A 13,512-nucleotide genomic window follows, 5' to 3' on the forward strand; every position below is an offset into this window, starting at 1 on the left:
GGCGCCGTGGAACGGGTCTTGCCCGACCACCGGCGCCATCCCCCTTCCCGATGAGAAGGACGATGGCGCGCAGCGCCTCAGGGGACGTCCTTAGGACTGGCAGTCGCCCGCTTCGCGCCGGGACATCTTCTTGTCGGCGAGGTACTTGTCCGCGCCGGCCTTGACCATAGGCTTGATGACCTGCTCATCGGCCTGGTACCAGTCGGACGAGAACTTCCACTGCTTGCCGTCCCAGGTGTGCACGCGGGCCCAGGTAGAACCCATGTGGTCCGCGCAGCTGGTGGACAGCGGGCGCATCAGGTCGGTGAAGCCCAGCGCGTCCAGTTTTTTCTGGTCCAGCGCCAGGTTTTCCATGCCCCAACGCACCTGCTCGCCGGTCATGACCTTGCCCTTGCCGAAGCGCTCCTGCGCGCGGCGCACGGCCTCCACGCCCAGCATCTGGATGATCACGCCGCGCGTGTACAGCACCGAGCCCACTTCGTCCTTGGGGCCCGTGCCCTGGTTGGCGCCGTGCACGTGCTTGAGGATGTCCTGCATGACCTTGGACTGCGTGCCATGGCCGTTGAGCGCCAGTGCGTGGTAGCCCTTGGCGCCATCGCCCACGTCGCGCACGTCCGGCTCGGCACCGGCCCACCACACGCCGTACATCTTGTCGCGCGGGTAGCCGGTGGCCTGGGCTTCCTTCAGGGCGGTGGAGTTCATCACGCCCCAGCCCCACAGCAGCACGTAGTCGGGGCGGCTCTGGCGCACCTGCAGCCAGGTGGCCTTCTGCTCCACGCCGGGCGCGGTCACGGGCAGCATCTGCAGCTCGAAGCCGTGCATCTTGGAGCGCTCCTGCAGCAGGGGGATCGGCTCCTTGCCGAACGGGCTGTCGTGGTAGACCAGCGCGATCTTCTTGCCCTTGAGCTTGTCCAGGCCGCCGGCACTCTTGCCGATGTGCTGGATCAGGATGTCGGCACCGGTCCAGTAGCTGCCCATGTAGGGGAAGTTCCACTTGAACGCCATGCCGTCCTGCGCGACCGACAGGCCGTAGCCCAGCGTCATCAGCGGGATCTTGTCCACGGGCGCCTTCTCGGTCAGCGCGAAGGTGATGCCGGTGGCCTGCGGGTCGAACAGCGTCACGCCGGGGCGGCTCTTCAGACGCTCGTAGCACTCCACGCCGCGGTCGGTGGCGTAGCCGGTCTCGCACTCTTCCCAGGTCAGCTTCACGCCGTTCACGCCGCCGTCGCGCGCGTTGATCATCTTGATGTAGTCCTGCTTGCCGTTGGCCCATGGCACGCCGTTGGGTGCGTAGGGGCCCGTGCGGTACGACAGCAGGGGGAAGAACTGTTCCTTGGCCTGGGCGGCGGCGGCGCCTGCAAAGCCGGCCAGGGTGCAGGCCACCGTGGCGGCCGCAGCGAGTCGGGTGAATTTCATGGTCTTGTCTCCTTGTGGTTGGATGGAACGTCGCCTGAATTGCGCCGGTCGGCGCGGAACACACCTTGCAATGGCATCAATGGGGGAAGGGCCACACGCGCATCTTCTGCTTGCCGATGGACCACAGCTTGGCCAAGCCGTGGGGCTCCACGATGAGGAACCACACGATCAGCGCGCCGAAGATCATCAGTTCCGCATGCGACACGGCGGCGGTGGAGATGTCCACGCCGAACAGGCCGGCCACCGCGGGCAGGAACTGGTTCAGGAAGATGGGCAGCACCACGATGAAGGCCGCGCCGAAGAACGCGCCCATGATGGAGCCCATGCCGCCGATGATGACCATGAACAGCAGGCGGAACGACATCTCGACCGAGAACGCCGCCGGCTCCCACGAACCCAGGTGCACGAAGGCCCACAGCGCGCCCGCCATGCCGACGATGAAGGAGCTGACAGCGAAGGCGCTGAGCTTGGCGTACATCGGGCGGATGCCGATCACCGCGGCGGCCACGTCCATGTCGCGGATGGCCATCCATTCGCGGCCGATGGCGCCGCGCACCAGGTTCTTGGCCAGCAGGGCCACGACCACCAGGAGCGTCAGGCAGAACAGGTACTTGGCCATGGCGCTGTCCAGCGGCATGCCGAAGACCTGCAGGTTGCTGACCGAGACCGAGCCGGAGTCGGAATTGTTGGTGAACCACTTGATGCGCAGGAACATCCAGTCGCTGAAGAACTGCGCCGCCAGCGTGGCCACGGCCAGGTACAGCCCTTTCACGCGCAGGCTGGGTAGCCCGAACAGGATGCCGAAGAACGTGGCGCACAGCCCGCCCAGGATGAGGGCCGCGACCAGCGGCATCCCGGGGAAGCGCACGAAGAAGTTGAAGGCCCCGTAGGCGCCCACCGCCATGAAGGCGCCCGAGCCCAGCGAGATCTGCCCGCAGTAGCCCACGAGGATGTTCACGCCCAGCGCGGCCATGGACATGATGACCAGCGGGATCAGGATGGCGCGGTAGAAGTAGTCCGACGCCATCGCGGGCACCGCCACGAAGGCCACGGCCAACAGCAGCAGGATGGCGATGCGGTCCTGGGTGATGGGAAAGATCTGCTGGTCGGCCTTGTAGGTGGTTTTGAACTGGCCGTTTTCGCGGTAGAACATTATTTACTCCAAATCTTTCAACCAAGGGCGATGATCTTTTGGCTGCGGGCACTGCGTGCCCTCGCCGGAAGACCATCCTTCGCCTGCGGCGAAGAACCCTGCGGGTTGATCGCGTATGTCATACGCGATCGATGATCTTCTCGCCGAACAAACCTTGGGGCCGGAACAGCAGGAACACGAGGGCCAGCACGTAGGCAAACCAGATCTCGATGCCGCCGCCCACGAAGGGGCCCAGGTACACCTCGGAGAGCTTCTCGCCCACGCCGATGATCAGCCCGCCGATGATGGCGCCCGGCACCGAGGTCAGGCCGCCCAGGATCACGACCGGCAGCGCGCGCAGCGCCACCGTGGTCAGCGAGAACTGCACGCCCAGCTTGGAGCCCCAGATCATCCCGGCCACCAGTGCCACGACACCGGCGACACACCACACGATGACCCAGATGTGGTTGAGCGGGATGCCGATGGACTGCGCCGCCTGGTGGTCGTCGGCCACGGCGCGCAATGCGCGGCCGGTCTTGGTCTTTTGAAAGAAGATGCTCAGCACCACCACCAGGGCGGCGGCAATGCCTGCGGCAATCACGTCTTCCTTGTTCACGAGCACGCCGCCCTCGAACACGGTGTCCAGCAGGAACACCGGGTCCTTGGGCATGCCGATGTCGATCTTGTAGATGTCGCTGCCGAAGAGGGTCTGGCCCAGGCCTTCCAGGAAGTAGGTGATGCCCAGCGTGGCCATGAGCAGCGTGGCGCCTTCCTGGTTCACGAGGTGGCGCAGCACGAGGCGCTCGATGAACCAGGCCACTGCGAACATGCACAGGCCCGCGATCAGGAACGCGGCCAGATTGGCCACGATGGGGTTGCTGATGCCGGTCCACGCCGGGATCCACTCGGCAAAGCGCGCCATGGCCAGGGCCGCGAACAGCACCATGGCACCCTGCGCGAAGTTGAAGACGCCCGAGGCCTTGAAGATCAGCACGAAGCCGAGTGCCACCAGCGCGTAGAGCATGCCGGCCATCAGGCCGCCGATCAGGGTTTCGAGAAAGAATGCCATTTGCTTGCCCTCAGTGGCTGGTGCCCAGGTAGGCGCGAATCACGTCTTCGTTGTTGCGCACTTCGTCCGGCGCGCCGTCACCGATCTTTTTGCCGTAGTCCAGCACCACGACGCGGTCGCTGATGTCCATCACCACGCCCATGTCGTGTTCGATGAGGACGATGGTGGTGCCGAACTCGTCGTTCACATCCAGGATGAAGCGGCACATGTCCTGCTTCTCCTCCACGTTCATGCCGGCCATGGGTTCATCGAGCAGCAGCACCTGGGGTTCCATGGCGAGGGCCCGGCCCAAGTCCACGCGCTTTTGCAGGCCGTAGGGCAGCTGGCCGACGGGGGTCTTGCGGTGCGCCTGGATCTCCAGGAAGTCGATGATGTGTTCGACCTTCTCGCGGTGGGCGATCTCCTCGCGCTCGGCCGGTCCGATGCGCAGTGCCTGCAGGAGCAGGTTGCTTTTGATCTTGAGGTTGCGCCCGGTCATGATGTTGTCGATCACGCTCATGCCCTTGAACAACGCCAGGTTCTGGAAGGTGCGCGCGATGCCCATCTCGGCGACCTGGCGGCTGTTCATGTGGCCGAAGGTCTGGCCGCGGAAGGTGATGGAGCCCTCGGACGGCGTGTACACGCCGTTGATGCAGTTGAGCATGGAGCTCTTGCCCGCGCCGTTGGGGCCGATGATCGAGCGGATCTCGTGCTCGCGCACGTTGAACGAAATGTCGGTGAGCGCCTTGACGCCGCCGAACCGCAGGCTGATGTTCTTGACGTCGAGGATGACGTCGCCAATCTTCTTGCTGGTCATGTGTCTGCTGCCTCGTTGCGTGTCATGCGGCCGCCCGGGTGGCGGGGAAGGTCTTGGCGTCGGTGATCTTCAGCGTGGCGCTCACGCTGCCCTTGCGCCCGTCCTCGAACTTCACCTGCGTTTCGATGAACTGCTCGGCCTTGCCCGTGTACAGCGCATCCACCAGCACGCCGTACTTCTCGGCGATGAAATTGCGGCGCACCTTGCGCGTGCGGGTCAGTTCGTCGTCGTCGGGGTCCAGCTCCTTGTGCAGCACCAGGAAGCGCGCGACCTGCGTGTCGGCCATGCCAGCTTCGGCGGCTAGATCGGCGTTCACTTGCGAGATGCAGTCGGCGATCAGCTCGATCACCTTGGGCTTGGAGGCCAGGTCCACATAGCCGCCGTAAGGGATGCCCTGGCGCTCGGCCCAGTTGCCCACGGCCTCGTAGTCGATGTTGATGAAGGCACAGACCTGATCGCGCTGGTTGCCGAAGCAGACGGCTTCCTTGATGTGCGGGAAGAACTTGAGCTTGTTCTCGATGTAGTTGGGCGCGAACATGGCGCCGCTGGCCGTCTTGCCCACGTCCTTGGCGCGGTCGATGATGCGCAGCTGGCCGTTGGCGTCGATCACGCCGGCATCGCCGGTGTGGAAGTAGCCTTCGGCGTCGATCACCTCGGCGGTGGCGTCGGGCCGCTTGTAGTACTCCTTGAGCACCGACACGCCCTTGACCAGCACCTCGCCGTTGTCGGCGATCTTCAGCTCGATGCCGGGGGCCGCCTGGCCCACGGTGTTCAGGTCCACCTGGCCATCGCGCTGCAGGCAGACGTAGGCGCAGGTTTCCGTCTGACCGTAGAGCTGCTTGAGATTGATGCCGATGGAGCGGAAGAAGCGGAACAGGTCGGGCCCGATGGCCGCGCCCGCCGTGTAGGCCACGCGGATGCGCGACAGGCCCATCACATTGCGCAGCGGTCCGTAGATGGCGAGATCGGCCAGGCGGTACTTGAGGCGGTCGATTGCGCCCACGGGCTTGCCGTCCAGGAGGTCGGAGCCCACGCGGCGCGCCAGCTGCATGCATTTCTCGAACAGCCAGCGCTTGGGCGCAGCGGCGTCTTCCATGCGGATGGAGACCGACGTCAGCATGCCTTCGAACACGCGCGGCGGGGCGAAGTAGTAGGTGGGGCCGATCTCGCGCAGGTCGATGGAGACGGTGCTGGCCGACTCGGGGCAGTTGATGGTGAAGCCGGCCACCATCCACTGCGCGAGCGAGAACAGGTGGTCCCCCACCCATGCCGGGGGCAGGTAGGAAATCACGTTGTCCTGCGGGCCCAGGCGGTCCACCTCCACCGCGCCTTGCGCAGAGGCGATGAAGCTGGCATGCGTCTGGCACACGCCCTTGGGCTTGCCCGTGGTGCCCGAGGTGTAGAGGATCACCGACACGTCCTGCGGGTCGATCTGCTCCACCAGGGCATCCCATGCGCCGGGGTGGGCCTTGTCCCACTCGGCGCCGCGCGCCACCAGCTGCGCGGTGCTGATGAGGCCCGGCTGGTCGTAGTGGCGCAGGCCGCGCGGGTCGTCATAGATGATGTGCTGGATGCCGGATACCGATTCGCGCACTTCCAGCAGCTTGTCCACCTGTTCCTGGTTTTCGGCAAACGCGAAGGCAATCTCCGCGTCCTGGATGACGAAGGTCATCTCAGCGGCCACGGCGTCCTGGTACAGCGGAATCGGCACGCCCCCCACGCTTTGCACGGCCACGAAGCCCATGTACAGGTGTGGCCGGTTGTCGCTGATCAGCGCCAGGTTCTGGCCCTTGGCAAAGCCCAGCGACAGCAGGCCGCAGGCCATGTGGCGCACCTCGTCCGCGGCGTCCTTCCAGCTCCAGGTCTGCCAGATGCCATATTCTTTCTCGCGCAGTGCTGCAGCGTCGGGGCGCTGGGCGGCGTGCTGTAGCAGTAGATGGGGGAATGTGGTCTTCATTCCGGTTCCTATCAGGGTCTGTGGAGGGCAGCGCACGGGAAACAAGAAGTCCGCTGCCGGTTTGCAACCAATGGTAGAAACGACTTTGACGTTATCTTGTCTTTACGATGACAATTCAAGGGTTAGTCCTCAGGGGTCTAACCCTGACCGCCCTCGACAGGTGGTGATCGCGGGGAGCTGAGGGGTTCATGGGCGCGACAGGCGAGGGCGCTATGCTCGCCGCCATGTACGCCCCGTTCTTCGGACTCGAACACCCGCCTTTTTCCATCGCGCCCGACCCGCGCTACCTCTTCATGAGCGAGCGCCATCGCGAAGCCCTGGCCCACCTGCTGTACGGCCTGGATGCGGGCGGCGGCTTCGTGCTGCTCACCGGCGAGATCGGCACCGGCAAGACCACGGTGTGCCGCTGCTTCCTGGAACAGATTCCGCCGCAGTGCAACGTTGCTTACATCTTCAATCCGAAGCTCACGGTGCCTGAGCTGCTGCGCTCCATCTGCGACGAATTCGGCGTGGCGCACCGCCCCGCCATACCGGGGGCGGAGACCGTGAAGGACTGCCTGGACCCGCTCAACGACTTCTTGCTGCAGCAGCACGCGGCGGGGCGCAACAACGTGCTCATCATCGACGAGGCGCAGAACCTCGCACCCGATGTGCTGGAACAACTGCGCCTGCTCACCAACCTCGAGACCAGCGAGCGCAAGCTGCTGCAGATCATCCTCATCGGCCAGCCCGAGCTGCGTGCGATGGTGGCGGCGCCGGAGCTGGAGCAGCTCGCGCAGCGCGTGATCGCGCGCTACCACCTGGACGCCTTGAGCGCCGACGAAACACGCCAGTACATCGCCCACCGCCTGGCCGTGGCCGGGTTGCAAGGGCCGCTGCCTTTTCAGCAGCGGGCGCTGGCGCGTGTGCACGCGCTCACGGGTGGCGTGCCGCGGCGCATCAACCTGCTGTGCGACCGTGCACTGCTGGGTGCTTACGGCGCGGGTGTGCGCGAGGTGACCGATGCCATGGTGCGCCGCGCCGCGCGCGAGGTGTTCGATGCGCCCGCCACGGTGCGCCCCGGCGCGGCAGGGCGCTGGCTCGCCGCTGGAACCGGTGGGCTGGTGGGCGCGGCGGCGCTGGGCGGGCTGGCCTGGGCGCTGGGCTGGTGGCCGCTTGCAGACGGTGGCGCCGGCTCCACACAGGCGCAGGCACAGACACAGAGGCCGGCCATGGCCGCGTCGGCTGCGGCCGTGCCCGCGTCATCCCCCGCCTCGGCCGCTTCTGCGCCCGACGCGCCGGCCCTCCCGCCGACATTGGCGCAGTTCCTGGCCATCCAGCCCGTGGCGCAGGCGCCGGCGGCCTGGCAGGCGCTGGCCCGGCAGTGGCAGGCGAGCGTGCCCGACGGCGCCGCGGACCCTTGCACCGCGCTGGCGTCCGAGGGCCTGCGCTGCTACCGCAGCCGCCGCGCCAGCCTGAACCTGCTGCGCCAGCTCGACCGGCCCGTGCTGCTGATGCTGCGGCCCGCCGAGGGCGATGCGCAGGGCGAGGCCCTGGCGCCTGAGGTGGCGGTCTTGCTGCGCCGGCTGGATGACGGCACCGCCACGCTGGAAGGCGTGCAGGGCCAGACGCTGCAGGTGCGCGTGACGGAGCTTGCGCCGCTGTGGCGCGGCGAGGTTGCCACGCTGTGGAAGGCCCCTGCCGAGCTGGCCGATTCGGGCGACGTCACCGCCACTGCCGCGGGCGCCGCTTGGCTGGACCAGCAACTGGCGGCCGCCGGCGCGGGCACCGCCGCAGCCCGTACCGCAACGCCCGCCGCGCGCCGCGCGCGCATCCACCAATTTCAGCTGGGCCAGGGCCTCACGCCCGATGGCCGCGCTGGTCCCTTGACCCTGATGTTGCTCAACCGCGCCGCAGGCGTGCCGGAGCCGCGTTTGCTCAGCGGAGCCTGAACCCATGTCCTACATTCTTGACGCGCTGCGGCGCGCCCAGGCCGAGCGCGGCCGTGGCAGCGTGCCCGGCCTGCATACCCCCGCGTCGCCCGTGGCGGTGCCCACCGTGCAGCGCGCCGCACCGGCGCGGGGGCTGCCCTGGATGGTGCTTGCAGCGCTGGCGGGCGTAGGGGCGGCAGCCGGCGCCTGGTGGCTGGTGCGTGCGCCCAGTGCGACGGTGGCCGCGGTGGTGCCTGCGCCCGCCCCCGCGATACCGGCGCCTGCCGCTCCAGCCGCCGCCGCGCCGATGGCCGTGCCGGCCCATGGGGCAGCGCCTGCGCCCGAAACTGCGCCCGCATCCACACCAACACCAACACTAACGCCAACACCAACGCCAACGCCAACGCCAACGCCAACGCCAACGCCAGCGCCAGCGCCAGCGCGAGCACCGGCACCAGCATCCAAACCCACGCCCGAGCGCTCCGCCCGCGCCGAAGCGCCTGCCCTCCGGCCCGAGCGCAGCGCGCCGGCCCCCGCGGCGCCTGCCCGCGCACCGGCCCCGCGCGCTGCGCCGCCGGCACCGGCGCCGCAGGAATCGACGGGAACCGTCTTTGCCCAGGCCGACCTGCCGGCGAGCGTGCGTGAGCAACTGCCCACGCTACAGCTCGCGGGCGTGACCTACTCGTCCAACCCCGTGTACCGCATGGTGATCGTCAACGGCCAGGTGCTGCACGAGGGGGATACCGCCGCCCCCGGCCTGGTGCTGGAGCGCATCGAGCCGGCGCGCACCGTGTGGGCGTTTCGCGGCTACCGCTATGCCTTGCCGACGCAGTGATGGGTTTGTAGTCAAACAGGGCTTGAACCCAGAATCAATAAGCGCTGGCAGCTATTAAATAAATAGCATACGAGTGTGCCGATACCTCGGACCGGCCGGGCGTTGGTTCGTGGTATTCCCGCTGCCCCGCTGCGCGCTTTGACCGCATGCTTGCGCGCATGAGCCAAGACGCATCCCTGCACCAGCGGCGCCGCCCGCCCACGGCCCAAGAACTCAGCGGCATTCCCTGGATGGCGTTGCTGCAGCCCGCCGAGCGCGAACGGGCGGTGGCCGCGCTGGCCGTCGGCGATGCCCAGCCGGGCGACTACGTGTGCCGTGTGGGCCGGCCGGTGACGTACTGGTTTGGCGTGGTCGAGGGCCTGCTCAAGATGAGCGCGGACAACGCCGACGGGCTGACCATGACCTTCACCGGCGTGCCGCCCGGCGGCTGGTTCGGCGAAGGCACGGCGGTCAAGCGCGAGCCCTACCGCTACAACATCCAGGCCCTGCGCAAGAGCGTGGTGGCGGGCCTGCCCATCGACACCTTCCATTGGCTGCTGGACCATTCCATCGGCTTCAACCGCTTCGTGATGAACCAGCTCAACGAGCGCCTGGCGCAGTTCATCGCCGCGCGGGAAATCGACCGCCTCACCAACCCCGACCTGCGCGTGGCGCGCAGCCTGGCGGCGCTGTTCAACCCCGTGCTCTACCCGGGCGTCGGGGAAGTGCTGCGCATCACCCAGCAGGAGCTGGCCTACCTGGTCGGCCTGTCGCGCCAACGTGTGAACGAGGCCCTGGCGACCCTGGAAGCGCAGGGGGCGATCCGCGTGGAGTACGGCGGCCTGCGCGTGCTGGACCTGCAGGCGCTGCGCACCAGCCTGTTCAGGCGGATGGAGCCGGCGGACGCGGGCCGCCCCGGGCCCCGGCGCCGCGCTTCACCGCGCAGGGCGCCGGCCGACGAGAACGAGCCCGCCGCCATGATCTGAAGGCGCGGTGGATGGGGTGGGGCGCGGCGCGCTCCATGGCGCGAGACAATAGCGCCATGCCCGAAACGCCCGCCCGTCCCCCCGCACGGTCCGTCCCCGCACCGTCCGCTTCTGCTTCCCCCACTCCGCTGCGCCCGCGGCTGGTGCTGCGCAAGCAGACCACGCCCGCAGCACCTGTGGCTACCGGCAAGGCGCCGGGCCGGTCCGCAGGCCGCACGGCCGGCACGGCCGCACCCAGCGGCGCGGCCGGCGCCTCCCGTACGGCGAGCCGGCACGCGCCGGCCGCGCCGCGCCCTCCTGCCACCCGTGCGCCCGCTGGCGCTGCGCAGGCGCCTGCAGACGGCCGCATGCGCCTGAACAAGCGCATGGCCGATCTGGGGCTGTGCTCGCGCCGCGAGGCCGACGACTGGATCGCCCAGGGCTGGGTGCGCGTCAACGGGCAGGTGGCGGCCATGGGGCTGCAGGTGGGGCCGCACGACCGCATCGACGTGGACCGCGCGGCCCAGGGCCACCAGCGCCAGCAGGTGACCATCCTGCTGCACAAGCCCATGGGCTATGTGAGCGGCCAGGCCGAGGACGGCCACACGCCGGCCGTGGCGCTGATCAACCCACGTACGCACTGGAAGGACGATGAGAGCCGCACGCGCTTTTCGCCGGCGCAACTCAAGGGCCTGGCACCCTGCGGGCGGCTGGACATCGACTCCGTGGGCCTGCTGGTGCTGACGCAGGACGGCCGCGTGGCGCGCCAGCTCATCGGCGAGGACTCAACGGTGGACAAGGAGTACCTGGTGCGCGTGCAGTACGGCGATCGCGCGCAGGATGTGCGCGCCGTCTTCCCGGCCGACAAGCTGGCGCTGCTGAACCATGGCCTGGCGCTGGACGGCCAGCAGCTCAAGCCGGCGGTGGTGGAGTGGCAGAACCCCGAGCAACTGCGCTTCGTGCTGCGCGAGGGCAAAAAGCGCCAGATCCGCCGCATGTGCGAGCTGGTGGGCCTCAAGGTGGTGGGCCTCAAGCGCATCCGCATCGGCCAGGTGCTGCTGGGCAAGCTGCCGCCGGGCCAGTGGCGCTACCTGGCGCCGGGTGAGCGCTTTTAAGCTATTAAATCAGGAGCTGTTAGCGCTCGCCAAAAGGGTGTTTGCAGTTCAAAACCCTTTGAAATGCAGAAAAGAAGAGCGCAAGCCGCTCTCTTTTTTGATGGCTGCGGTGGGCGTTCAGTCGCTGCTGCCGCTCGACAGCGGTGCGTTGTAGATCACCGCGCCCAGGATCGCGCCGACGCTGGGGCATGCGGCCAGCGTGGCATCGGTTGGTGGCGTATCGCGGCGCCGCGCCCCTTGAAGCCGGCCGCGGCGCCCCCACCTGCGCATGCGTTCCGGCCGCGCCGGAGAACATGGTTGAATCCCCTGTGATTTCTTTCCCGTTGCCTTTGTTTGAAAAACACCTATGAGCAAGCACACCCATTCCTTCCAGGCCGAAGTGGCGCAACTGCTGCACCTGGTCACGCATTCGCTGTATTCCAACAAAGAGATCTTCCTGCGCGAGCTGGTCTCCAACGCCTCGGACGCCTGCGACAAGCTGCGCTTTGAAGCGCTGAACAATGCCGCGCTGTACGAGGATGCGCCCAACCTGGAGGTGCGCGTGTCCTTCGACAAGGAAGCGCGCACGCTGACCATCACCGACAACGGCATCGGCATGAGCGAGCAGGAGGCCATTGACCACCTGGGCACGATCGCCAAGAGCGGTACGCGCGACTTCATGAACCGCCTGTCGGGCGACCAGAAGGCCGACGCGCAGCTGATCGGCCAGTTCGGTGTGGGCTTCTACTCGGGCTTCATCGTGGCCGACCGCATCACGGTCGAGAGCCGCCGCGCGGGCCTGCCCGCCAGCGAAGGCGTGCGCTGGGCCAGCGGCGGCGCGGGTGACTTCGAGGTGGAGGCCATCGAGCGTGCGGCGCGCGGCACCAGCGTGATCCTGCACCTGCGCGAGGATGCCGAGGAGTTCCTCAACGCCTGGAAGATCAAGCAGGTGATCGGCAAGTATTCCGACCACATCAGCCTGCCCATCCTCATGGAAAAGGAGGAGTGGAAGGAGAGCGAGAAGGAAGGTGAGCCGGGCCAGATGGTGAAGACCGGCGAGTGGGAAACCGTGAACAAGGCCAGCGCCCTGTGGACGCGGCCCAAGAAGGACATCACCGACGAGCAGTACCAGGACTTCTACAAGTCCATCAGCCACGACTTCGAGAACCCGCTCACCTGGAGCCACAACCGCGTCGAGGGCAACACCGAGTACACGCAGCTGCTGTACATCCCCGCCAAGGCGCCGTTCGACCTGTGGAACCGCGACAAGAAGGCCGGCGTGAAGCTGTACGTCAAGCGCGTGTTCATCATGGACGACGCCGAGTCGCTCATGCCCAGCTACCTGCGCTTCGTCAAGGGCGTGATCGACTCCGCCGACCTGCCGCTGAACGTGAGCCGCGAGCTGCTGCAGGAAAGCCGCGACGTGCGCCTGATCCGCGACGGCTCGGTCAAGCGCGTGCTGTCCATGCTCGAGGACCTGGCCAAGCACGACAAGCATGAGGCAGCGGCGGAAGGCGCCGATGGCGTGCAGGACGTGGTCAGCGCCGAGGACAAGGCCAAGGAAGGCAAGTACACCCAGTTCTACGCCGAGTTCGGCGCCGTGCTCAAGGAAGGCCTGGGCGAGGACTTCGCCAACCGCGAACGTCTGGCCAAGCTGCTGCGCTTTGCCTCCACCACATCGGATACGCCGAGCGTTTCCTTTGCCGACTACAAGGCGCGCATGAAGGAGGGCCAGGAGGCCATCTACTACATCACCGCCGACACGCTGGCCGCCGCCAAGAACAGCCCGCAGCTCGAAGTCTTCAAGAAGAAGGGCATCGAGGTGCTGCTCATGACCGACCGCGTGGACGAGTGGGCGCTGAACTACCTGCAGGACTTCGACGGCACGCCCCTGCAGTCCGTGGCCAAGGGCGCGGTGGATCTGGGCAAGCTGCAGGACGAGGCCGAGAAGAAGGCCGCCGAGGAGGCCGCCGAGGCCTTCAAGCCCATGCTCGCCAAGCTCAAGGAAGCCCTCAAGGACAAGGCCGAGGACGTGCGCGTGACCACGCGCCTGGTCGATTCACCCGCTTGCCTGGTGGTGCAGGACGGCGGCATGAGCACGCAGCTCGCGCGCCTGCTCAAGCAGGCCGGCCAGAGCGCGCCTGACGCCAAGCCCGTGCTGGAAGTGAACCCCGAGCATGCGCTGGTCAAGAAGCTGGACGGCAGCGTGCACTTTCACGACCTGGCACACATCCTGTTCGACCAGGCGCTGCTCGCTGAGGGCGGCCTGCCTGAGGACCCGGCCGCGTACGTAAAGCGCGTGAACGCGCTGCTGGCCTGAGCGATGGGAGGGATGGCGGCATCTGGTATGCCTGATTGG

Annotated in this window: 11 protein-coding genes; 5 read left to right on the forward strand and 6 right to left on the reverse strand. The window is 67.4% G+C overall.

All coding sequences use genetic code 11. From position 1 onward, the window contains the following. Positions 1–90 precede the first annotated feature (90 nt). The 5 genes from K2L43_RS02515 to K2L43_RS02535 form a co-directional block, all read right to left on the reverse strand. Positions 91–1,416: an ABC transporter substrate-binding protein gene (locus K2L43_RS02515; protein WP_220638438.1), complete on the reverse strand. Its 1,326-nt coding sequence runs from the start codon at positions 1,414–1,416 to the stop codon at positions 91–93. 76 nt (positions 1,417–1,492) lie between these two features. Then, positions 1,493–2,569, reverse strand: a complete 1,077-nt coding sequence (locus K2L43_RS02520) for a branched-chain amino acid ABC transporter permease (protein ID WP_047350244.1) — start codon at positions 2,567–2,569, stop codon at positions 1,493–1,495. Between the two features lie 118 nt (positions 2,570–2,687). Further along, positions 2,688–3,617, reverse strand: coding sequence for a branched-chain amino acid ABC transporter permease (locus tag K2L43_RS02525; RefSeq protein ID WP_011803928.1), 930 nt, complete (start codon positions 3,615–3,617; stop codon positions 2,688–2,690). A 10-nt stretch (positions 3,618–3,627) separates the two neighbouring features. Continuing rightward, positions 3,628–4,413 (reverse strand): ABC transporter ATP-binding protein, encoded by a 786-nt coding sequence (locus tag K2L43_RS02530; protein WP_011803929.1) that lies wholly within the window; start codon positions 4,411–4,413, stop codon positions 3,628–3,630. Between the two features lie 22 nt (positions 4,414–4,435). After that, entirely contained in the window at positions 4,436–6,370 is a 1,935-nt protein-coding gene (locus tag K2L43_RS02535; protein ID WP_220638439.1) for a long-chain fatty acid--CoA ligase, read from the reverse strand. A gap of 224 nt (positions 6,371–6,594) precedes the next feature. Between K2L43_RS02535 and K2L43_RS02540 the strand changes: the two genes are divergently transcribed. From K2L43_RS02540 to K2L43_RS02555, 4 genes are all read left to right on the forward strand, one after another. Continuing rightward, positions 6,595–8,301 carry an ExeA family protein gene (locus K2L43_RS02540; RefSeq protein ID WP_220638961.1) on the forward strand — a complete coding sequence of 569 codons (1,707 nt, stop codon included), beginning with the start codon at positions 6,595–6,597 and terminating at the stop codon, positions 8,299–8,301. Between the two features lie 4 nt (positions 8,302–8,305). Further along, positions 8,306–9,115 carry a general secretion pathway protein GspB gene (locus K2L43_RS02545; RefSeq protein WP_220638440.1) on the forward strand — a complete coding sequence of 270 codons (810 nt, stop codon included), beginning with the start codon at positions 8,306–8,308 and terminating at the stop codon, positions 9,113–9,115. Positions 9,116–9,273: 158 nt separating this feature from the next. Continuing rightward, the gene (locus K2L43_RS02550; protein ID WP_220638441.1) at positions 9,274–10,080 is read left to right on the forward strand and encodes a Crp/Fnr family transcriptional regulator; all 807 of its coding nucleotides are present in this window, start codon (positions 9,274–9,276) and stop codon (positions 10,078–10,080) included. Positions 10,081–10,136: 56 nt separating this feature from the next. Next, positions 10,137–11,174 carry a pseudouridine synthase gene (locus tag K2L43_RS02555; RefSeq protein ID WP_255580516.1) on the forward strand — a complete coding sequence of 346 codons (1,038 nt, stop codon included), beginning with the start codon at positions 10,137–10,139 and terminating at the stop codon, positions 11,172–11,174. Between the two features lie 117 nt (positions 11,175–11,291). On the opposite strand, the gene K2L43_RS02560 is transcribed toward K2L43_RS02555, so the two are convergent. Then, entirely contained in the window at positions 11,292–11,444 is a 153-nt protein-coding gene (locus tag K2L43_RS02560; protein WP_220638442.1) for a hypothetical protein, read from the reverse strand. Between the two features lie 76 nt (positions 11,445–11,520). Between K2L43_RS02560 and htpG the strand changes: the two genes are divergently transcribed. Continuing rightward, positions 11,521–13,473, forward strand: coding sequence for a molecular chaperone HtpG (htpG, locus tag K2L43_RS02565; protein ID WP_011803935.1), 1,953 nt, complete (start codon positions 11,521–11,523; stop codon positions 13,471–13,473). Positions 13,474–13,512 lie beyond the last annotated feature (39 nt).

It is taken from the genome of Diaphorobacter sp. MNS-0 (assembly GCF_019602835.1).
Taxonomy (GTDB): domain Bacteria; phylum Pseudomonadota; class Gammaproteobacteria; order Burkholderiales; family Burkholderiaceae_C; genus Diaphorobacter; species Diaphorobacter nitroreducens.